The organism is Micromonospora sp. WMMD1128 (assembly GCF_027497235.1).
GTDB lineage: Bacteria > Actinomycetota > Actinomycetes > Mycobacteriales > Micromonosporaceae > Micromonospora.
Genome location: NZ_CP114902.1, coordinates 492,554 through 512,310 on the forward strand (window position 1 = coordinate 492,554; position 19,757 = coordinate 512,310).

General features: G+C 70.5%; 30 protein-coding genes. 29 read left to right on the forward strand and 1 reads right to left on the reverse strand.

The annotated features are described in order from the left end of the window. Positions 1-2 precede the first annotated feature (2 nt). From rplP to truA, 25 genes are all read left to right on the forward strand, one after another. The gene (rplP, locus tag O7602_RS02430; RefSeq protein WP_073834927.1) at positions 3-428 is read left to right on the forward strand and encodes a 50S ribosomal protein L16; all 426 of its coding nucleotides are present in this window, start codon (positions 3-5) and stop codon (positions 426-428) included. Beyond that, positions 428-664 carry a 50S ribosomal protein L29 gene (gene rpmC, locus O7602_RS02435; RefSeq protein WP_161685901.1) on the forward strand — a complete coding sequence of 79 codons (237 nt, stop codon included), beginning with the start codon at positions 428-430 and terminating at the stop codon, positions 662-664. Before rplP ends, rpmC begins: the two co-directional genes overlap by 1 nt. Then, the gene (gene rpsQ, locus O7602_RS02440; RefSeq protein ID WP_281586609.1) at positions 661-939 is read left to right on the forward strand and encodes a 30S ribosomal protein S17; all 279 of its coding nucleotides are present in this window, start codon (positions 661-663) and stop codon (positions 937-939) included. Before rpmC ends, rpsQ begins: the two co-directional genes overlap by 4 nt. 97 nt (positions 940-1,036) lie before the next feature. Further along, positions 1,037-1,405, forward strand: a complete 369-nt coding sequence (rplN, locus tag O7602_RS02445; protein ID WP_007465279.1) for a 50S ribosomal protein L14 — start codon at positions 1,037-1,039, stop codon at positions 1,403-1,405. Beyond that, complete coding sequence (gene rplX, locus O7602_RS02450) at positions 1,402-1,722, forward strand: 50S ribosomal protein L24 (protein WP_181570334.1); 321 nt, start codon at positions 1,402-1,404, stop codon at positions 1,720-1,722. Before rplN ends, rplX begins: the two co-directional genes overlap by 4 nt. Then, positions 1,722-2,291, forward strand: coding sequence for a 50S ribosomal protein L5 (gene rplE / locus O7602_RS02455; RefSeq protein WP_091065804.1), 570 nt, complete (start codon positions 1,722-1,724; stop codon positions 2,289-2,291). The genes rplX and rplE overlap by 1 nt, the downstream gene beginning before the upstream one ends. Position 2,292: 1 nt before the next feature. Further along, entirely contained in the window at positions 2,293-2,478 is a 186-nt protein-coding gene (locus O7602_RS02460) for a type Z 30S ribosomal protein S14 (RefSeq protein ID WP_007073023.1), read from the forward strand. Positions 2,479-2,576: 98 nt separating this feature from the next. Further along, a complete protein-coding gene (gene rpsH / locus O7602_RS02465; RefSeq protein ID WP_281586610.1) occupies positions 2,577-2,984 on the forward strand; it encodes a 30S ribosomal protein S8 in 408 nt (135 codons plus the stop codon). A 16-nt stretch (positions 2,985-3,000) separates the two neighbouring features. Then, complete coding sequence (gene rplF / locus O7602_RS02470; RefSeq protein WP_281586611.1) at positions 3,001-3,543, forward strand: 50S ribosomal protein L6; 543 nt, start codon at positions 3,001-3,003, stop codon at positions 3,541-3,543. After that, positions 3,540-3,929, forward strand: coding sequence for a 50S ribosomal protein L18 (rplR, locus tag O7602_RS02475; protein WP_281586612.1), 390 nt, complete (start codon positions 3,540-3,542; stop codon positions 3,927-3,929). The genes rplF and rplR overlap by 4 nt, the downstream gene beginning before the upstream one ends. Before the next feature lie 33 nt (positions 3,930-3,962). Next, positions 3,963-4,577, forward strand: a complete 615-nt coding sequence (rpsE, locus tag O7602_RS02480; protein WP_281586613.1) for a 30S ribosomal protein S5 — start codon at positions 3,963-3,965, stop codon at positions 4,575-4,577. Continuing rightward, entirely contained in the window at positions 4,577-4,759 is a 183-nt protein-coding gene (gene rpmD / locus O7602_RS02485) for a 50S ribosomal protein L30 (RefSeq protein ID WP_091065818.1), read from the forward strand. Before rpsE ends, rpmD begins: the two co-directional genes overlap by 1 nt. After that, on the forward strand, positions 4,759-5,202 hold the full coding sequence (gene rplO / locus O7602_RS02490; protein ID WP_281586614.1) for a 50S ribosomal protein L15: 444 nt from the start codon (positions 4,759-4,761) through the stop codon (positions 5,200-5,202). The genes rpmD and rplO overlap by 1 nt, the downstream gene beginning before the upstream one ends. Positions 5,203-5,437: 235 nt before the next feature. Continuing rightward, complete coding sequence (secY, locus tag O7602_RS02495) at positions 5,438-6,763, forward strand: preprotein translocase subunit SecY (protein WP_281586615.1); 1,326 nt, start codon at positions 5,438-5,440, stop codon at positions 6,761-6,763. Next, positions 6,764-7,417 (forward strand): adenylate kinase, encoded by a 654-nt coding sequence (locus O7602_RS02500; protein WP_281586616.1) that lies wholly within the window; start codon positions 6,764-6,766, stop codon positions 7,415-7,417. Between the two features lie 89 nt (positions 7,418-7,506). Then, the gene (gene map, locus O7602_RS02505) at positions 7,507-8,358 is read left to right on the forward strand and encodes a type I methionyl aminopeptidase (RefSeq protein ID WP_281586617.1); all 852 of its coding nucleotides are present in this window, start codon (positions 7,507-7,509) and stop codon (positions 8,356-8,358) included. Positions 8,359-8,555: 197 nt separating this feature from the next. Beyond that, positions 8,556-9,074 (forward strand): DUF1707 domain-containing protein, encoded by a 519-nt coding sequence (locus tag O7602_RS02510; protein ID WP_281586618.1) that lies wholly within the window; start codon positions 8,556-8,558, stop codon positions 9,072-9,074. A 295-nt stretch (positions 9,075-9,369) separates the two neighbouring features. Continuing rightward, entirely contained in the window at positions 9,370-9,591 is a 222-nt protein-coding gene (gene infA / locus O7602_RS02515; RefSeq protein WP_007073013.1) for a translation initiation factor IF-1, read from the forward strand. 91 nt (positions 9,592-9,682) lie between these two features. After that, a complete protein-coding gene (rpmJ, locus tag O7602_RS02520; RefSeq protein ID WP_012184307.1) occupies positions 9,683-9,796 on the forward strand; it encodes a 50S ribosomal protein L36 in 114 nt (37 codons plus the stop codon). Positions 9,797-9,948: 152 nt separating this feature from the next. Next, positions 9,949-10,329 (forward strand): 30S ribosomal protein S13, encoded by a 381-nt coding sequence (gene rpsM / locus O7602_RS02525; protein ID WP_013288614.1) that lies wholly within the window; start codon positions 9,949-9,951, stop codon positions 10,327-10,329. Between the two features lie 87 nt (positions 10,330-10,416). Then, positions 10,417-10,824 (forward strand): 30S ribosomal protein S11, encoded by a 408-nt coding sequence (gene rpsK, locus O7602_RS02530; RefSeq protein WP_014440747.1) that lies wholly within the window; start codon positions 10,417-10,419, stop codon positions 10,822-10,824. 14 nt (positions 10,825-10,838) lie between these two features. Then, positions 10,839-11,465, forward strand: a complete 627-nt coding sequence (gene rpsD, locus O7602_RS02535; protein WP_089155247.1) for a 30S ribosomal protein S4 — start codon at positions 10,839-10,841, stop codon at positions 11,463-11,465. Between the two features lie 94 nt (positions 11,466-11,559). After that, complete coding sequence (locus O7602_RS02540; protein WP_007073009.1) at positions 11,560-12,582, forward strand: DNA-directed RNA polymerase subunit alpha; 1,023 nt, start codon at positions 11,560-11,562, stop codon at positions 12,580-12,582. A 34-nt stretch (positions 12,583-12,616) separates the two neighbouring features. Beyond that, positions 12,617-13,177 (forward strand): 50S ribosomal protein L17, encoded by a 561-nt coding sequence (gene rplQ / locus O7602_RS02545; RefSeq protein ID WP_281586619.1) that lies wholly within the window; start codon positions 12,617-12,619, stop codon positions 13,175-13,177. A gap of 73 nt (positions 13,178-13,250) precedes the next feature. Next, positions 13,251-14,084 (forward strand): tRNA pseudouridine(38-40) synthase TruA, encoded by an 834-nt coding sequence (gene truA / locus O7602_RS02550; RefSeq protein WP_281586620.1) that lies wholly within the window; start codon positions 13,251-13,253, stop codon positions 14,082-14,084. Between the two features lie 62 nt (positions 14,085-14,146). Here the strand turns inward: truA and O7602_RS02555 are convergent, their stop codons facing one another. Beyond that, a complete protein-coding gene (locus O7602_RS02555; protein ID WP_281586621.1) occupies positions 14,147-15,298 on the reverse strand; it encodes a hypothetical protein in 1,152 nt (383 codons plus the stop codon). Positions 15,299-15,405: 107 nt separating this feature from the next. On the opposite strand from O7602_RS02555, the gene O7602_RS02560 reads away from it, so the two are divergent. The 4 genes from O7602_RS02560 to O7602_RS02575 all read left to right on the forward strand — a co-directional run bounded on the left by O7602_RS02560 (position 15,406) and on the right by O7602_RS02575 (position 19,756). Then, positions 15,406-16,011: a methyltransferase gene (locus O7602_RS02560; RefSeq protein WP_281586622.1), complete on the forward strand. Its 606-nt coding sequence runs from the start codon at positions 15,406-15,408 to the stop codon at positions 16,009-16,011. A 41-nt stretch (positions 16,012-16,052) separates the two neighbouring features. Next, on the forward strand, positions 16,053-17,732 hold the full coding sequence (locus O7602_RS02565) for an ATP-binding cassette domain-containing protein (RefSeq protein ID WP_281586623.1): 1,680 nt from the start codon (positions 16,053-16,055) through the stop codon (positions 17,730-17,732). Continuing rightward, a complete protein-coding gene (locus O7602_RS02570) occupies positions 17,729-18,526 on the forward strand; it encodes a nucleotidyltransferase domain-containing protein (protein WP_281586624.1) in 798 nt (265 codons plus the stop codon). The genes O7602_RS02565 and O7602_RS02570 overlap by 4 nt, the downstream gene beginning before the upstream one ends. Positions 18,527-18,793: 267 nt before the next feature. Continuing rightward, positions 18,794-19,756, forward strand: a complete 963-nt coding sequence (locus O7602_RS02575; protein ID WP_281586625.1) for an aldo/keto reductase — start codon at positions 18,794-18,796, stop codon at positions 19,754-19,756. Position 19,757: the final 1 nt, after the last annotated feature.

A 19,757-nucleotide genomic window follows, 5' to 3' on the forward strand; every position in this document is an offset into this window, starting at 1 on the left:
AGATGCTGATGCCGCGCAAGCCCCCGAAGGGCTTCCGCAAGCCGCACCACCCGGACCGCCACGGCGCGTCCAAGGGTGGTAACCGGGTGGTGTTCGGCGAGTTCGGGATCCAGGCTCTCGAGCCGGCGTACGTGACCAACCGCCAGATCGAGTCGGCGCGTATCGCGATGACCCGTCACATCAAGCGTGGTGGCAAGGTCTGGATCACGATCTTCCCGGACCAGGCCCTCACCAAGAAGCCGGCCGAGACCCGGATGGGTTCCGGTAAGGGTTCGCCCGAGTGGTGGGTCGCCAATGTCAAGCCGGGGCGGGTTCTCTTCGAGATGTCCTTCCCGAACGAGCAGATCGCGCGAGAGGCAATGCGTCGCGCGATCCACAAGCTCCCGATGAAGTGCCGCATTGTTACGCGCGAAGTGGGTGAATCCTGATGGCAGCGGGCGTCAAGGCCTCCGAGCTGCGTGAGCTCTCCGACGAGGAGCTGGTCACGAAGCTGCGCGAGGCGAAGGCGGAGCTGTTCAACCTCCGCGTGCAGGGCGCAACCGGGCAGCTGGACAACAACCGGCGGCTGCAGGTCATCCGTCGGGAGATCGCCCGGATCTACACGATCATGCGTGAGCGTGAGCTGGGTCTCTCGGCCGCGCCGACTGAGGTGACTGCATCATGAGTGACGAGAACACGACCGCCACCGTGCGGGCCCGCCGCAAGGTCCGTGAGGGCCTCGTGGTGAGCGACAAGATGGACAAGACCGTCGTGGTCGAGGTCGAGGACCGGGTCAAGCACGCGCTGTACGGCAAGATCATGCGCCGTACCAGCAAGTTGAAGGTGCATGACGAGCAGAACTCGGCCGGTACCGGCGACCGGGTCCTGATCATGGAGACCCGGCCGCTCTCCGCCACCAAGCGGTGGCGGCTCGTGGAGATCCTCGAGAAGGCCAAGTAGCGAAGGCTCGAGCTCGGCCGGCATCGGTCGGGCGAACGTTCCGCCAGGCTCCGGCCGCCCTCGGCGGCCGGAGAACCGGCAGACATAGGAGATAGACGTGATTCAGCAGGAGTCGCGACTGCGCGTCGCCGACAACACGGGTGCCCGGGAGATCCTGTGCATCCGGGTTCTCGGTGGCTCCGGTCGGCGCTACGCGAGCATCGGCGACGTCATCGTGGCAACGGTGAAGGACGCGATCCCCGGTGCCGGCGTGAAGAAGGGCGACGTCGTCAAGGCCGTCGTCGTTCGGACCGCCAAGGAGAGGCGGCGGCCGGACGGGTCGTACATCCGCTTCGACGAGAACGCCGCCGTCATCATCAAGGACGGTGGGGACCCGCGCGGTACCCGTATCTTCGGCCCGGTGGGTCGCGAGCTGCGGGACAAGCGGTTCATGAAGATCATCTCTCTCGCGCCGGAGGTGTTGTGACCGTGAAGGTCAAGAAGGGCGACACGGTCGTCGTCATCGCCGGCAAGGACAAGGGTGCCAAGGGCAAGGTCATCGCGGCCTACCCGCGGCAGGACAAGGTCCTGGTCGAGGGCGTGAACCGGGTCAAGAAGCACACTCGCATCAGCACCACCCAGCGTGGCGCCAAGACCGGTGGCATCGTCACCCAGGAGGCCCCGATCCACGTCTCGAACGTGATGGTCATGGACTCCGACGGCAAGCCGACCCGCGTCGGCTACCGGATCGACGACAACGGCCAGAAGGTCCGCATCGCGCGTAGCACCGGTAAGGACCTGTGATGACCACGGCTACCGAAACGAAGACCCTGCCGCGTCTCAAGGAGCGGTACCGCAACGAGGTCGTGGCGAAGCTGCAGGAGCAGTACGCCTACGGCAACCCCATGCAGGTGCCCGGCCTGGTCAAGATCGTCGTCAACATGGGTGTCGGCGAGGCCGCTCGCGACGCCAAGCTGATCGACGGCGCGGTCCGCGACCTGGCCACGATCACCGGCCAGAAGCCGTTGGTCCGGCGGGCGACCAAGTCGATCGCGCAGTTCAAGCTCCGTGAGGGCATGCCGATCGGCGCGAAGGTCACCCTGCGGGGCGACCGGATGTGGGAGTTCCTGGACCGGCTGCTCTCGATCGCGCTGCCGCGTATCCGCGACTTCCGCGGTCTGGACGGGCGCAAGCTGGACGGGCACGGCAACTACACGTTCGGTCTGACCGAGCAGTCGGTGTTCCACGAGATCGACCAGGACAAGATCGATCGCCAGCGGGGCATGGACATCACGGTGGTCACGACCGCCACGACCGACGACGAGGGCCGGGCGCTGCTCAAGCTCCTGGGCTTCCCGTTCAAGGAGAACTGAGATGGCCAAGAAGGCGCTGATCCTCAAGGCGGCCGCGAAGCCGAAGTTCTCGGTTCGCGCGTACACCCGCTGCCAGCGGTGCGGGCGTCCGAAGGCGGTCTACCGCAAGTTCGGTCTCTGCCGGGTGTGCATCCGGGAGATGGCCCACCGCGGTGAGCTGCCCGGCGTGTCCAAGGCTTCCTGGTAATAGCCCGGCGCGCTCCGGCGCGTCAGCTGAACTGTCTCTTCGCCGTAGGCCCCGGGCCTGGCCCGGGGAACCCCGGCGAGAAAGGTTGACGAGTTTTCATGACGATGACCGACCCGATCGCAGACATGCTCACGCGTCTGCGTAACGCCAACCAGGCGTACCACGACCGGGTGACGATGCCCTACTCGAAGATCAAGGCGAACATCGCCGAGGTCCTCAAGGCCGAGGGTTACATCGCCACCTGGTCGGTCGATGACCCCGAGGAGGGCGCCGTCGGCAAGCGACTGGTCGTCGAGCTGAAGTACGGCCAGAACCGCGAGCGGAGCCTGGCCGGCATCAAGCGCGTGTCCAAGCCCGGTCTCCGGGTGTACGCCAAGTCGGACGGGCTCCCGCGGGTGCTCGGCGGACTGGGCGTGGCGATCATTTCGACGTCCCAGGGGCTGCTCACCGACCGGCAGGCCCGCAAGCGGAGCGTTGGCGGGGAAGTCCTCGCCTTCGTCTGGTAACGGGAGACAGGTAGAAATGTCGCGTATTGGACGTAAGTCGATCCCGGTGCCTTCCGGCGTCGACATCACGATCGACGGCCAGACCGTCAAGGTCAAGGGCCCCAAGGGCGAGCTGAGCCACGTGCTGGCCGAGCCGATCACGGCGGAGCGCAGCGAGAACGGCGAGCTGGTCGTCAACCGGCCGAACGACGAGCGCAAGGCCAAGGAGCTGCACGGCCTGAGCCGTACGCTGGTGGCCAACATGATCGTCGGGGTGACCGAGGGCTACCGCAAGAGCCTGGAGATCGCCGGCACCGGTTACCGCGTCACCGCCAAGGGCAAGGACCTGGAGTTCGCGCTCGGGTTCTCGCACCCGGTGCTGGTGCAGGCGCCGGACGGCATCACCTTCACGGTCGAGCGGCCGACGCTGTTCCACGTGGCCGGCATCGACAAGCAGCAGGTCGGCGAGATCGCCGCCAACATCCGGAAGATCCGCCCGCCGGAGCCCTACAAGGGCAAGGGCGTGAAGTACCAGGGCGAGGTCATCCGCCGCAAGGCTGGAAAGGCAGGTAAGAAGTGAGCGCCACGCTGCTCAAGCGCCGCCGCGGCGTCGCCGCCAAGCGTGCCGTCGGGCGTGCGCGTCGGCACTTCCGGGTCCGCAAGAACGTCAGCGGCACCGGCGAGCGTCCCCGCCTCGTCGTCACCCGCTCCCTGCGGCACGTGGTCGCCCAGGTCGTGGACGACACCAAGGGTCACACCCTGGCGTCGGCCTCGACCATGGACGCCTCGCTGCGCGGCGCGGAGGGCGACAAGAGCGCCCTGGCCGGCAAGGTCGGCGCGCTGCTCGCCGAGCGCGCCAAGGCCGCCGGCGTCTCGAAGGTCGTCTTCGACCGCGGTGGCAACCGGTACGCGGGGCGTGTTGCCGCGCTTGCCGACGCCGCCCGCGAAGCCGGGCTCGAGTTCTAACAACCCCGTCACGAGAGAGAAGGAAGGCTGCTGATGCCAGGTCAACAGCGCCGTGGCGGCGGGTCCGGTGGCAACGAGGGTGGTCGCCGCGACAACCGCCGTGAGGGCGGCCGCGGAAACGCGCCCGTCGAGAAGACCCCGCACCTCGAGCGGGTCGTCGCGATCAATCGCGTCGCCAAGGTCGTGAAGGGTGGTCGTCGCTTCAGCTTCACCGCCCTGGTGATCGTGGGCGACGGCGACGGCACCGTCGGCGTGGGCTACGGAAAGGCCAAGGAGGTGCCCGCGGCGATCGCCAAGGGTGTCGAGGAGGCCAAGAAGCACTTCTTCAAGGTGCCGCGGATCGGTCAGTCGATTCCGCACCCGGTCACGGGCGAGGACGCCGCCGGTGTGGTGCTGCTCAAGCCGGCCTCGGCCGGTACGGGTGTCATCGCCGGTGGTCCGGTCCGTGCCGTGCTGGAGTGCGCGGGCATCCACGACGTGCTCTCCAAGAGCCTCGGCTCGTCCAACCCGATCAACATCGTGCACGCCACCGTGGCGGCCCTGCGGGGGCTCGAGTCCCCCGAGCAGGTCGCGGCGCGTCGTGGCCTGCCGGTGGAGGACGTCGCGCCGGCTGCCATGCTGGCGTCGCGTGCGGGGGTGGCGTCCTGATGGCACGTCTGAAGGTCACCCAGGTCCGGTCCGGGATCGGGCGCAAGCAGAACCAGCGTGACTCGCTGCGTTCGCTCGGGCTCAAGCGGATCAACGACGTGGTGGTCAAGGAGGACCGGCCGGAGATCCGAGGCATGATCTTCACGGTCAACCACCTCGTGAAGGTCGAGGAGGTCGAGTAATGACGATCAAGGTGCACCACCTGCGTCCGGCACCCGGCGCCAAGACCGCCAAGACCCGTGTGGGTCGTGGTGAGGGCTCCAAGGGCAAGACCGCCGGTCGCGGTACCAAGGGTTCGAAGGCCCGGAAGAACATCTCGCCGGCGTTCGAGGGTGGGCAGATGCCCATCCACATGCGCCTGCCGAAGATGAAGGGCTTCAAGAACAAGTTCAAGGTCGTGTTCCAGGTGGTCAACCTGGACCGCCTCGCCGAGCTGTTCCCGAACGGCGGCGAGATCGGCCCGGTCGAGCTGGTCGAGTCCGGCGCGGTCCGTAAGGGCCACCCGGTCAAGGTCCTCGGCACCGGCGACCTCGGTGGTGTCTCGCTCCAGGTGTCGGCGCACGCGTTCAGCGCGTCGGCCAAGGAGAAGATCACCGCGGCCGGCGGCTCGGTCACCGAGCTGTAAGGCATGTTCGTGGCGCCCGCTCAGTTGTTCGTGACTGGGCGGGCGCCATGGTCTACCGGCGACGTGTGCGCCGGGTAACATCGGATTCGGTTTATGTAGCCGGGCACATCTGCCCGGACGGGGGTCGGGCTGTTAGAGTCCGTTCCCAGCCATGGATATCGGGCACTGGGCCCGACATTCACCCCGCCCCGCCAGGGATCGTCACCGGCGGCCCGCGTCGCGCAGGAGGAAGAAGTTGCTGTCCGCCTTTCTCAGTGCGTTCCGTACGCCTGACCTGCGCAAGAAGCTGCTGTTCACAGTAGGCATCATCGCGGTCTACCGGCTGGGCGCCACGCTGCCCAGCCCGGGCGTCTCGTACGGCAACGTGCAGAAGTGCCTCGACACCATCCAGGGCAGCACCGGCGTGCTCAACCTGCTGGATCTCTTCTCCGGCGGCGCGCTGCTTCAGCTCTCGGTCTTCGCGCTGGGCATCATGCCCTACATCACCGCGTCGATCATCCTGCAGCTGCTGACGGTGGTGATCCCGCGCCTGGAGCAGCTCCGCAAGGAGGGCCAGGCCGGTCAGGCGAAGATCACCCAGTACACCCGCTACCTGACGCTGGGCCTGGGCATCCTCCAGTCCTCGGCGTTCGTGGCGCTGGCCCGCTCCGGGCAGCTGTTCAACAACCAGTGCGACCAGTTCCCGATCGTGCCCAAGGGCACCGGCATCCCGGACTGGCTGACGCTCACCGTGCTGGTCATGACCATGACCGCCGGCACCGGCGTGGTGATGTGGCTCGGCGAGCTGATCACCGACCGGGGCGTCGGCAACGGCATGTCGGTGCTGATCTTCACGTCGATCGCGGCCCGGCTCCCCAGCGAGGGCTGGAAGATCAAGACCACCAAGGGCTGGGGGATGTTCCTCCTCGTCATCGCCCTGGTGCTGCTGGTCATCACCGCGGTCACGTTCATCGAGCAGGCGCAGCGCCGGATCCCGGTCCAGTACGCGAAGCGCATGATCGGCCGGCGGATGTACGGCGGCACGTCGACCTACATCCCGCTCAAGGTGAACCAGGCCGGCGTCATCCCGGTCATCTTCGCCTCGTCGCTGCTCTACCTGCCGACGCTCGCGCTCCAGTTCTTCGACCAGAACGACCCGGGCAAGACCCAGGCGTGGATCCAGAACCACATCGTGAAGGCGAGCGCGCCGGAGCACATCGCGATCTACTTCCTGCTGATCATCTTCTTCACCTACTTCTACGTGTCGATCACGTTCAACCCGACCGAGGTCGCGGACAACATGAAGAAGTACGGCGGCTTCGTGCCGGGCATCCGCCCCGGCAAGCCGACCGCCGAATATCTGGACTTCATCCTCAGCCGGATCACCCTGCCGGGCGCGCTCTACCTGGGCATCGTCGCGATCCTGCCGAACTTCTTCTTCATCTGGCTGGACAACCAGCAGTTCCAGAACTTCCCGTTCGGCGGCACCGCTGTGCTCATCATGGTCGGCGTCGGTCTGGAGACCGTGAAGCAGATCGAGAGCCAACTCATGCAGCGGAACTACGAAGGGTTCCTGCGGTAGATGCGACTCGTTCTGGTTGGCCCGCCGGGCGCGGGCAAGGGCACACAGGCGGAGTTCATCGCCGCTCACCTGGCGGTGCCGAAGATCTCCACCGGTGACATCTTCCGGGCCAACGTCACCCAGGGCACGCCGCTGGGGGTCGAGGCCAAGCGATACATGGACGCCGGCAAGCTGGTCCCGGACGACGTCACCATCAACATGGTGCGGGGCCGGCTCGCCGAGCCGGACGCCGGCGAGGGCTTCCTGCTCGACGGCTTCCCGCGGACCACGCCGCAGGCCGCCGAGCTGGACAAGCTCCTCGCCGACCTGGGCGGCTCGCTGGACCTGGTGTTGGAGCTGGTCGTCGACGACGACGAGGTGATCCGGCGGCTCTCCGGCCGGCGTACCTGCCGGGGTTGCGGCAAGATCTGGCACGTCGAGTTCGACGCGACCACCCGGGAGGGTGTCTGCGACAGGTGCGGCGCGGAGCTGTTCCAGCGGGACGACGACAAGCCGGAGACCATCGCCGCCCGGCTGCGGGAATACGCGGAGAAGACCGCGCCGCTCGTCGACTACTACGGCGCCCAGGGCAAGCTGGTGGGCATCGACGCGACCGGGCCGGTGGAGGACGTCACCGTCCGGGCCATCGACGCGCTACGGTCGTACGGAGGCTGACCGCCCGCCGCCGCCCGGCGGATAGAGTTCGAACAGCGGGGTACGCGTGACGTGCCCCGCTGTTCCGTGTAACGAAAGGTGTCGCCGTCATGCGCCGTCCCCAGCTGGACATCCAGCTGAAGACCCCCGAGCAGATCGAGCTGATGCGGGCCGCCGGTCTGGTCGTCGCCCGTGCCCTGAGCCGGATGCGGGAGGCGGTCGCGCCCGGCGTGACGACGGCCGACCTGGACGCGATCGCCGAGGCCACCATCCGCGAGGCCGGGGCGGTCCCGTCGTTCAAGGGCTACCACGGCTTCCCGGCGTCGATCTGCTCCTCGGTCAACGAGCAGGTGGTGCACGCCATCCCGTCGCCGGAGCAGGTGCTGCGCTCCGGTGACCTGATCTCGATCGACTGTGGCGCGGTGCTCGACGGCTGGCACGGCGACGCGGCCGTCACGGTTGCCGTGGGCGACGTCGACCCGGCGCTGCTGCGGATGGCCGAGGTCGCCGAGGACGCGATGTGGGCCGGGATCGCCGCCGCGGCCCGGGGGGCGGCCTCCGGCCGGGGGCGGCTCACCGACATCTCGCACGCGGTGGAGACCGCGGTCCGCAAGGGCGGCCGGTACGGCATCGTCGACGGCTACGGCGGCCACGGCATCGGCACCGAGATGCACCAGGATCCGCACGTGCTCAACCACGGCCGCCCGGGCAAGGGTCCGCGCCTGGTGCCCGGCATGGCGTTGGCCATCGAGCCGATGATCACGGCCGGTTCCCCGCGTACGGTCGAGCTGTCCGACGGCTGGACCGTGGTGACGCGAGACCGGTCGATGGCGGCGCACGTCGAGCACTCGATGGCGCTGCTGCCCGACGGCGTGTGGGTGCTGACCGCGGTAGACGGCGGCCGGGCCCGCCTGGGCGACCTGGTCACCGCCCGCCAGCCCGCGGACTCGCCGGCGCGCTGACCCGGCCGGGGACGCCCACCCGGGCCCGGTTGGTCCTGGTTCGGTCCGGCTTCCGGGCCTCGGCTTGCGTGATCAACTCCGTTTCGGCGCTCTGGCGGTATCGGGGTGGGTGTGATGCGGCCACTTCGGCGAACTGGTGTGGATCACGGAGGGCCGGGCGTTTCGTGCGGTGGCGGGGTGGTGGCATCCTTGCCGTCATGGACGGGCACCGGGAGATGCGAGCGGCCGACCGCGACCGGGAGGCCACTGCGGAACGGCTCCGGGTGGCGCTGGAGGAGGGCCGGCTCGGCCTGCACGAGTACGACGAGCGGCTGGCCCGCGCGTACGCCGCCCGGACCTACGGCGAGCTGGACGAGGTGGTCGCCGACCTGCCGGGGGTGGCGCCCGTCGAGCGGTCCGCCCTGGCGCCGACCCCGCCGCCCGCGCCGGTTGATCCGGCGGCTCCCGCCGGCGCCGGAGCGGCCGGGACGCCGGTGAAGTCCGGTGGATCGGAGGCGCCGGAGACCCGCTCCCGGCTGCTCTGGATCTGGATGCCCTGGCTGCGGGTGGCCGCGATCCTGGTGCCGATCTGGCTGATCAGTGCGGTCGCATCGGGCCACGTCGCCGGCGTCTGGCCGCTCTGGGTGCTGGGCCCGTGGGGTGGCCTGGTGTTGATGCAGTCGGTCGGGCTGATCGGTGTGGATCACGGCCGGAAGCGGCGCGACCGCCGGCGCTGAGCGTGGGTGCCCGAGGGCGTACGGCGACGGTCGCGGCCTTCCACCGCTGTGCCACTGGTCACAGTGGGTGCGGAAATTGGCCAGGCGCGGGGCGTCAGGGCCGGCCGGTTTGGCGGCAGCGCTCCGGCCGGCGTACACTTTCTGATCGGCGCACAGCGTCCACTCCGCCATGCCCACCCTGCGCTTCGGTGGGAGTCGGAGCCGCGGCTGGCGCGGGTCAACTGATCTTGATTGGGCGATCCGTGTAAGACGTTGTGAGCCGTCCGGAGTAACCGACGTCAGGACAGCGGAGTACATGCCGAAAAAAGACGGAGCCATCGAGATCGAGGGTCGGGTCATCGAGCCCCTGCCGAACGCCATGTTCCGGGTGGAGCTCGCGAACGGTCACAAGGTGCTGGCTCACATCAGCGGCAAGATGCGGCAGCACTACATCCGCATCCTGCCGGAGGACCGGGTCGTCGTCGAACTCTCGCCGTACGACCTGACCCGCGGGCGCATCGTCTACCGCTACAAGTAAGCCTGACGACGGCCGGGACGTCCCCGTGTCCGTCTTCGACGTCCGGGTCGCGACTCGTCGCGTTCCGGGCCGGATGGGAAGTAAGGCAACCGTGAAGGTCAAGCCGAGCGTCAAGAGGATCTGCAACAAGTGCCGGGTGATCCGCCGGCACGGCCGGGTCATGGTCATCTGCACCGACCCGCGCCACAAGCAGCGCCAGGGCTGACGCCCCACACGTCACAGCTCGTCCCAGCCGCGGACGGTGCGCTTCGCGCGTACCCCCTCGTGGTTGACCCCCGGTCGGAGGCCGGGGCCCGCTCGGGCAGCGGGGTGGGACGGGTCCAGACCTCCGCACACATTTGAGGAGTACGCCCGCACATGGCACGTCTAGTCGGCGTGGATCTCCCCCGCGAGAAGCGGATGGAGATCGCGCTCACCTACATCTTCGGGGTCGGTCGCACCCGCGCCCTGGAGACCCTCGCCGCCACCGGCATCTCGCCGGACAAGCGCGTTCGGGACCTCACGGACGAGGAGCTGGTCGAGCTCCGGAACCACATCGAGGGCAACTACAAGGTTGAAGGCGACCTGCGCCGCGAGGTCGCCGCCGACATCCGCCGCAAGGTCGAGATCGGCTGCTACGCCGGCATCCGGCACCGTCGCGGTCTGCCCGTGCGCGGTCAGCGCACCAAGACCAACGCGCGGACCCGGAAGGGCCCGAAGCGGACTGTGGCCGGCAAGAAGAAGCCCGGCAAGAAGTAATTCTTACCCGGGTGACGGGTCGGCCGCCGCAGAGGTGGGCCAGGCCGCAACCCGTTCCGGAAAGTCAACTAGGAGCGCAGAAGACTTATGCCACCGAAGGCTCGTGCCGGAGCCGCTGTCAAGAAGGTCCGGCGCAAGGAACGCAAGAACGTCGCCCACGGGCAGGCGCACATCAAGAGCACCTTCAACAACACCATCGTGTCCATCACGGACCCGACCGGTGCGGTCATCTCCTGGGCCTCCTCCGGCCAGGTGGGCTTCAAGGGCTCCCGCAAGTCGACCCCGTTCGCCGCGCAGCTGGCCGCCGAGGCCGCCGCGCGTCGGGCCATGGAACACGGCATGCGCAAGGTCGACGTGTTCGTCAAGGGCCCCGGCTCCGGCCGGGAGACCGCCATCCGTTCGTTGCAGGCCGCGGGCCTCGAGGTCGGGCAGATCTCCGACGTCACGCCGCAGCCGCACAACGGGTGCCGTCCGCCGAAGCGTCGCCGGGTCTGAGAGGTTAGAGAGAGATGGCTCGTTACACCGGTGCTGACTGCCGCCGTTGCCGGCGGGAGAAGATGAAGCTGTTCCTCAAGGGCAGCAAGTGCGATGGCCCGAAGTGCCCGTTCGAGTCCCGGCCGTTCCCGCCCGGGCAGCACGGCCGCGGCCGGACCAAGGAGACGGAGTACCTGCTCCAGCTCCGTGAGAAGCAGAAGGCCCGCCGTGTCTACGGCGTGCTGGAGAAGCAGTTCCGCGGCTACTACGAAGAGGCCGTGGGCAAGAAGGCCAAGACCGGTGAGGTTCTGCTGCAGATCCTCGAGTCGCGGCTGGACAACGTGGTCTACCGGGCCGGCTACGCCAAGTCCCGGGACATGGCCCGTCAGCTGGTCAAGCACGGTCACTTCACGGTGAACGGCAAGAAGGTCGACATCCCGTCGTTCCGCGTCAAGGAGCACGACATCATCGAGGTCCGGGGCAAGAGCAAGGAGCTCACCCCGTTCATCGTCGCGCAGGCCGAGGCCGGCTCCAAGACCGTTCCGGCGTGGCTCGAGGCCATCCCCAGCCAGATGAAGGTCCTCGTGCACTCGCTCCCGGCCCGACAGGTGATCGACACCCAGGTCCAGGAGCAGCTGATCGTCGAGCTCTACTCCAAGTAGGGCTCGTTGCGGTGGCCCGTCCTGCGGGGCGGGCCACCGGAACAGTTGTGTCGTGGGCGTCAAATAGCGGGCGCCCCGGAAGAGAAGAGAAAAGATGCTCATCAGCCAGCGACCGTCTCTCTCCGAAGAGTCGATCAACGAGACCCGGTCCCGGTTCACCATCGAGCCGCTGGAGCCCGGCTTCGGCTACACGCTCGGCAACTCGCTGCGGCGTACGCTGCTGTCGTCCATCCCCGGTGCGGCGGTCACCTCGATCAAGATCGACGGTGTCCTGCACGAGTTCACCACGATCCCCGGGGTCAAGGAGGACGTGGTCGAGCTCGTCATGAACATCAAGGAGCTGTGCGTCAGCTCCGAGCACGACGAGCCGGTCAGCATGTACCTGCGCAAGCAGGGCCCGGGCGACGTGACCGCCGGTGACATCCAGCCCCCGGCCGGTGTCTCGGTGCACAACCCGGACCTGAAGCTCGCCACCCTCAACGGCAAGGGCCGGCTCGACATGGAGCTGACCGTCGAGCGGGGTCGGGGCTACGTCACGGCGGCGCAGAACAAGCAGGCGGGCGCCGAGATCGGCCGGATCCCGGTCGACTCGATCTACTCGCCGGTGCTCAAGGTGACGTACCGCGTCGAGGCGACCCGGGTCGAGCAGCGGACCGACTTCGACCGGCTGATCATCGACGTCGAGACCAAGCCGTCGATGGGTCCGCGTACCGCGCTGGCCTCCGCCGGCTCGACGCTCGTGGAGCTGTTCGGCCTCGCCCGCGAGCTGGACGAGACCGCCGAGGGCATCGACATCGGGCCGTCCCCGCAGGACGCCCAGCTGGCGGCGGACCTGGCTCTGCCGATCGAGGAGCTGGACCTGACCGTCCGCTCCTACAACTGCCTCAAGCGCGAGGGCATCAACTCCGTCGGTGAGCTGATCGGGCGCACCGAGGCCGACCTTCTCGACATCCGCAACTTCGGTCAGAAGTCGATCGACGAGGTCAAGATGAAGCTCGCCGGGATGGGCCTGGGGCTGAAGGACTCGGCTCCGAACTTCGACCCGGCGCACGTCGTGGACGCCTTCGGCGAGGCCGACTACGACACCGACGACTACCGCGAGACCGAGCAGCTCTAGTCCGCGCTGCCGCCACACCTGAGGAGCACCAAGCATGCCCACGCCCACCAAGGGCCCCCGCCTCGGCGGCAGCCCCGCGCACGAGCGGCTGATGCTGGCCAACCTGGCCACCGCGCTGTTCCAGCACGGCAAGATCCAGACCACCGAGACGAAGGCCCGGCGGCTCCGCCCGCTGGCCGAGCAGCTCATCACCAAGGCCAAGCGCGGCGACCTCGCCTCGCGTCGGCGGGTGGCGGGCGTCGTCAAGGACAAGGACGTGGTCTACTCCCTGTTCGACCAGATCGCGCCCCGGTACGCCAACCGCAACGGTGGCTACACCCGGATCGTGAAGACCGGTCCGCGCAAGGGTGACGCCGCTCCGATGGCGATCATCGAGCTGGTGGAGGAGCTTGCCGTCGCCGAGCCGAAGGCGAACCGGAAGACCGCCGCCCGCAAGGCCGCCCAGCAGGACAAGGTCGAGGCCCTGGCCCCGGCCGAGGAGGCCCCGAAGGCGAGCGCCGGTGACCAGGACGCGGAGGCTCCGGTCTCCGCCTCCGGCGACACCGCCGCCGCCCGTGAGGACAGCGACGAGGCCACCGAGAACGACAAGGCCTGATCGTAGGCAGCACCGTCGGGCCCGGCATCCCCTCGCGGGGTGCCGGGCCCGACGCCGTCAACGGAGGTACGAGGTGGACGAGCGGACCCGGCTGCGGCTGGACGTCTCGTACGACGGCACCGACTTCTCCGGTTGGGCCCCGCAGCCCACCCGGCGCACGGTGGCCGGGGTGCTCATGCAGACGCTCGATCTGGTCCTCGGCACGGGTACGGCCACCGGCCTGACCGTGGCCGGTCGCACCGACGCCGGGGTGCACGCCACCGGGCAGGTCTGCCACCTCGACCTGCCGACCGAGGTGTGGCGCGCGCACGAGGGGCGGCTGCTGCGCCGGCTGGCCCGGCTCCTGCCCACGGACGCCCGGGTCCGCGCGATGACCGAGGTGCCGGCCGACTTCGACGCCCGGTTCTCGGCCACCTTCCGCCGTTACGAGTACCGGGTCACCGACGCGCCCTGGGGCGCCGAGCCGCTGCGCCGGCGGGACACCCTGGCCTGGCCGAAGCCGCTGGACCTGACGGCGTTGAACGAGGCCGCGGCCGGTCTGGTCGGCGAGCACGACTTCGCCGCGTACTGCCGGCGCAAGGAGAACGCCACCACGCTGCGCGAGGTGACCCGGCTGGACTGGCGGCGCGACCCGGACGGCATCCTGGTCGCCACCGTGCAGGCCGACGCGTTCTGCCAGAACATGGTGCGCAGCCTGGTCGGCGCCATGCTCGTCGCCGGCGACGGGCGGCGGCCGGTCCACTGGCCGGCCGGCCTGCTGACCCGCCGGGAACGGTCGAGCGAGGTCACCGTGGCGCCCGCGCACGGCCTGGCCCTGGTCGAGGTGGGTTACCCCACCGATCCGGCCGGGTACGCCCGCCGCGCCGATCTCACCCGCCGGCTGCGGGTCCCGGTCGCCGAGGGCTGAGCCCGCCGCCGGCCGAGCGGCCCGCCACCGGATCAGGTGACGGGCCGCTCGGCCGGCGCGGGTCAGTCGTCCGAGCCCTGCTGGCCAGCGCTGTCGTCGGGGTCGTCGGTGGGTTGGCCGGCCGTACCGCCGGAGGCCCGGCGTTCCAGCACCCCCCGGTTGAGGTGCAGCTCGATCAGGTCGTACATGATCTCGCGAGCGGTCGCGTCGTCGGTCGGGATCCGCTCCCCGTCGGTGCGGGTGACCAGGCAGAAGGCGAGGTAGTGGCCGCGTACCTGCCAGCCGACGCGGGCGGCGGCCTTCTCCACCACCTCGGTGTCCTCGCCCGCGGCCATCCCCCGGAACCGCCCCTGCCGGTCGTCGAGCAGCGGCCGGAGCCGGTCGCGTACCCGTTGGGCGCTGGCCAGGTCGGTCAGGTTGAACAGTCCGGCGGTGAGCAGGTGGTCGCCGTCGGGGGAGCGGAGCGTGCCCCGGACGACCTGGTTGCAGCCGAGTCGCGTCAGCAGGTCGGCGATCTCGCCGGTGGCCGACACCGCGCAGTTCGTACTCGCCTGGGTCTTGAGCACCTGGTAGGCGGGCTTGCCGTCGGTGATCACCAGTTGCTTGCCGGGGAAGAGTTCCTTGGTGGTGAGCGCCGCCTGGTCGGTGTCCCGGGAGTCCAGGTCGGACCGGTCGGGCCTGTTCGGGTCGGCCTCGCCCGGCGGGGTGGTCGGCGCGCTGGCCGGTGGCGTGGTGGCCCGGTCGTCGAGCAGCGCCGCCACGGCCAGCCCGGTGAGCGAGAGCAGGAGCAGCACGGCCGCGCCCCCGATCAGCGTCCGCCAGAGGCCGCCGCCGCGTCGGTCGACCCGTCGGCCGCGGGGCAGCTCGGACACGTTCGTGGCGCGGAAGGACGGGCTGGCCGGGATCGGCACGGTGGGCCGTGCGGTGGCCGCCGGTACCGGCTGCGGCACCGGTGGCGCGGGCTGCGGAACCGGAGCGGGCGCCGGCGGCGGCGCGGGTCGGCCCGGCGTCGGGGCGGGCGGCGCGGGGGCGGGCGCGCGGGCGGCGTCGGGGGCCGGGCCGGCGCCTCGGGCCGGCGGCAGCGACGGCGTGGGGAATCGGGAGGGCGACGGGCCCGCCGGCGGCGGCGTCGGGGTCGCGGGCCCGGTCGGGGCCGACCCGGGCTGCGGGTACTCCAGGAAGGCGTCCTCATCGGACTCGTACCGATACACCATGCGAGATAGAGTAGGGCCGATTGTCCCTTTCAGGGGGAATATCGGGAAATTCCGGCAGAGTGGCGTGCGCCGACGGCCCCTCGCCCGGCCGGTGCGAGAATGCCGGCGTGACCGGCGACCACTACTTCACCGCTGAACCCGCCACCCCGGCCCGCCCGCGCGAGGTCGAGTTCTCCGTCGCCGGGCGCGACTACGCCCTCAGCTCGGCCAGCGGCGTCTTCTCCGCCGACCGGCTCGACCCCGGCACCGCCGTGCTGCTGCGCAAGGCCGACCTGCCGGGCCCCGACGTCACCGGCCCGCTGCTCGACATCGGCTGCGGTTTCGGCCCGATCACCTGCGTCCTGGCCACCGTCGCGCCGACCGCCACCGTCTGGGCGGTCGACGTCAACGAACGGGCCCGCGCCCTCACCACCGCCAACGCCGACCGGATCGGCGCCGCCGACCGGGTCCGGGCCGTCGCCCCCGACCAACTGCCGCCGGACGTCACGTTCGCCCAGATCTGGTCCAACCCGCCGATCCACATCGGCAAGGCGGAACTGCACGACCTGCTGTTGCGCTGGCTGCCTCGGCTCACCCCGGACGGCGTGGCCTGGCTGGTCGTCGCCCGCCACCTCGGCGGCGACTCGCTGCACCGCTGGCTCGTCGAGCAGGGATGGCGGGTCGAGCGGCACGCCAGCCAGAAGGGCTACCGGGTGCTCCGGGTCACCCGGTAATCGGGTGTCGCCCGCACCACTGCCTCGGGCAGGATGCCCGGGTGGGATACGTGGACGTGGCAGGGGTCGGGCACATCCTCCCGGACGGGCGGCAGCTGTTCGGCGAGGTGTCGTTCCGGGTCGGTGAGGGCGCCAAGGTGGCGCTCGTCGGCCCCAACGGCGCCGGCAAGACGACCCTGCTCCGGATGGTCGCCGGCGACCTGCCGGTGCGCAGCGGCGCGATCGCCCGCTCCGGCGGCCTGGGCGTGATGCGGCAGTTCATCGGCATGATCGGCGACGAGTCGACACTCGCCGACCTGGCCCTGTCGCTCGCCCCGCCGGCGCTGCGCGACGCCGGGCGCCGGCTCGTCGAGACCGAGGCGGCCATGCGCACGGCCGAGGTCCGCGGCAAGTACAGCTCCGCCGCCGGCAAGGCCCAGCTCGCGTACGCCGACGCGCTCGCCGCCTGGGGTGAGAGCGGCGGGTACGACGCCGAGGTGCTCTTCGACACCGTCACCACGATCGTGCTGGACCTGCCGTGGGACGACGCCCGCGACCGGCCGGTCCGGACCCTCTCCGGCGGCCAGCAGAAACGCTTCGCCCTGGAGCTGCTGCTACGCGGCCCGGACGAGGTGCTGCTGCTCGACGAGCCGGACAACTTCCTCGACGTGCCGGGCAAACGCTGGCTGGAGGCCCGGCTGCGCGAATCCGGCAAGTCGGTGCTCTACGTCTCGCACGACCGGGAGTTGCTGGCCCAGACCGCCGACCGGGTGGTGGCCGTGGAGGGCGGCAGCGCGTGGGTGCACCCCGGCGGCTTCGCGAGCTGGCACGAGGCGCGGGTGGCCCGGCACGCCCGCCTCGACGAGCTGCGCCGGCGCTGGGACGAGGAACACCAGAAGCTGCGCGAGCTGATGCTGATGTACAAGCAGAAGGCCGCGTACAACGACGGGCTGGCCTCCCGCTACCAGGCCGCGCAGACCCGGTTGCGCAAGTTCGAGGAGGCCGGGCCGCCGCCCGTACCCCCGAAGGACCAGGACATCCGGATGCGGCTGACCGGCGGGCGGACCGGCAAGCGCGCGGTGATCGCCGAGCAGCTCGAGCTGGACGGCCTGACCTATCCCTTCGACCTGGAGATCTGGTACGGCGACCGGGTCGCGGTGCTCGGCGCGAACGGGACCGGCAAGTCGCACTTCCTGCGGTTGCTGGCCCGCGGTGGCACCGACCCCGACCCGGGCAACACCCCCGTCGACGGCGCCGCCGCGCTCACGCCTGTCGCGCACGACGGTGTGGTCCGGCTCGGCGCCCGGGTCCGGCCCGGGCACTTCTCGCAGACCCACGACCGGCCGGAACTGATGGAGAAGACGCTCGTCGAGATCCTGTGGCGGGGCGACGAGCACCGGGCCGGCATGGACCGGCACGCGGCCATGGGGGTGTTGTCCCGCTACGAGCTGGCCGGGCAGGGCGACCAGCGGTTCGGCACGCTCTCCGGCGGCCAGCAGGCCCGCTTCCTGGTGCTGCTGCTGGAGCTGTCCGGGGCCACGCTGCTGCTGCTCGACGAGCCGACCGACAACCTCGACCTGGCCTCCGCCGAGGCGCTTGAAGCCGGCCTGACCGCGTTCGACGGCACGGTGATCGCGGTCACCCACGACAGGTGGTTCACCCGCACCTTCGACCGGTTCGTGCTGTTCCGCGGCGACGGGGACGTGGTGGAGACGCCGGAGCCGGTCTGGGACGTCGGGTGATCGACGCCGAGCTGGTCGACCGGCTCTGCGCGGTCGACGGCGTGGTCGCGGTGGCGCTCGGCGGCAGCCGGGCCCGCGGCGACCACCGGCCCGACTCCGACTGGGACGTCGGCCTCTACTACCGGGGTACGCCGGACGTGGCCGGGCTGCGGGCGGTCGCCGCCTCGATCGCCGACGGCCCGGCGGACCTCACCGCGCCCGGCGGCTGGGGGCCGTGGGTGGACGGCGGTGGCTGGCTGCGCGTCGGCGGGGTCGCGGTGGACTGGATCTACCGTGACCTGGACCGGGTACGCCAGGTCTGGGCCGACTGCCGGGCCGGCCGCTACACGGTGGCGACGCAGGCCGGGCACCCGCTCGGGTTCTACTCCCACGCGTACGCCGGGGAGGTGGCGCTCGGCCGGGTGCTCGGCGACCCGACCGGCGAGCTGACCGCGCTGCGGGCCGAGACCGTCGACTACCCACCGGCGCTCGGCGCGGCGCTTCTGGCCGGCGGATGGGAGACCGGCCTGCTGCTGGACGCCGCGGCCAAGGGCGCGACCTCCGGCGACGCCGGGTACGTGGCCGGCTGCCTGTTCCGGGCGGTCGGCGTGCTGGCACAGGCGCTGCACGGGCGGGCCGGCCGGTGGCTGGTCAACGAGAAAGGCATGATCACCTCCGCCGGCCGGTTGCCCGGTGCGCCGCCGGAGTTCGCCGGACGCGCGCAGGCGCTGCTCGGCGCGGTGGGGCGTACCCCGGCGGAGCTGTCGGCGACGGTGGCCGACGCCCGCGCGTTGGCTGTCGACGTGCTCGGCTGAGCCGCCGTCGCCGGCCGGTGTGGGCCGGTGGCGCGGAATGGGCCGGTGGTGCGGGGTGGGCCGGTGGTGCGCTGTCGGGCCGGCGTTCCGGCGTCGGCCGGCGGGCTGGTGTGGCCGGTGGTGTCGGCGGGCGGGCTGGTGGGCCGGGGGCTGGCGGGGCTGGCGTCGGATGGAGGGTTCGACGTCCGGACGGTGGGTGGTGAGGCGGCTAGGAACTTGATGTCGGGGATGACTCAGCTCGGCGATGGTCCGCTCGCCGGGCATAGGGTGGATCTCGTGAGTGAGATGACCTATCGCCGGCTGGGCGACTCCGGGCTCGTGGTGTCCGTGGTCGGCATCGGCTGCAACAACTTCGGCCGCAAGCTCGACCTCGACGGCACCCGGGCGGTGGTGGACGCCGCGCTCGACGCCGGGATCAACTTCTTCGACACCGCCGACATCTACGGCGAGCCGCAGGGCGGCTCCGAGGAACTACTCGGCCAGGCGCTCAAGGGCCGCCGGGACGACGTGGTGGTCGCCACCAAGTTCGGCATGGAGATGAACGGGGCGAACGGGCCGGACCACGGCGCCCGGGGCGCCCGCCGCTACATCGCCCGCGCGGTCGAGGCGTCGCTGCGCCGGCTCGGCACCGACCACATCGACCTCTACCAGATGCACGAACCCGACCCGGGCACGCCGATCGACGAGACGCTCGCCGCGCTCGACGACCTGGTGACCGCCGGCAAGGTGCGCTACCTCGGCAACTCCAACTTCGCCGGCTGGCAGATCGCCGACGCCGACTGGACCGCGTCGTCGGCGGGCCGCACCCGGTTCATCTCCGCGCAGAACCACTACTCGCTGCTGGAGCGGGGCGTGGAGGAGGAGATCATCCCGGCCTGCGAGCGGTTCGGCCTCGGCATGCTGCCGTTCTTCCCGCTCGCCAACGGGCTGCTCACCGGCAAGTACAAGCGGGGCCAGGAGCCCCCGGCGGGCAGCCGGCTCGCCGGCGGCGGCCGGTACGCCGAACGGCTGGCCGCAGCGCGTTGGGACACCATCGAGGCGATCGAGGCGTACGCGGCGGAGCGCGGGGTGAGCATGCTGAAGGTGGCCATCGGCGGACTCGCCGCCCGACCCGCGGTGACTTCGGTGATCGCCGGCGCGACCACGCCCGAGCAGGTACGCGCCAACGCCGACGCCGGCACCTGGCAGCCCACCGCCGAGGACCTGAGCACCCTCGACGCCCTCCTCTAGC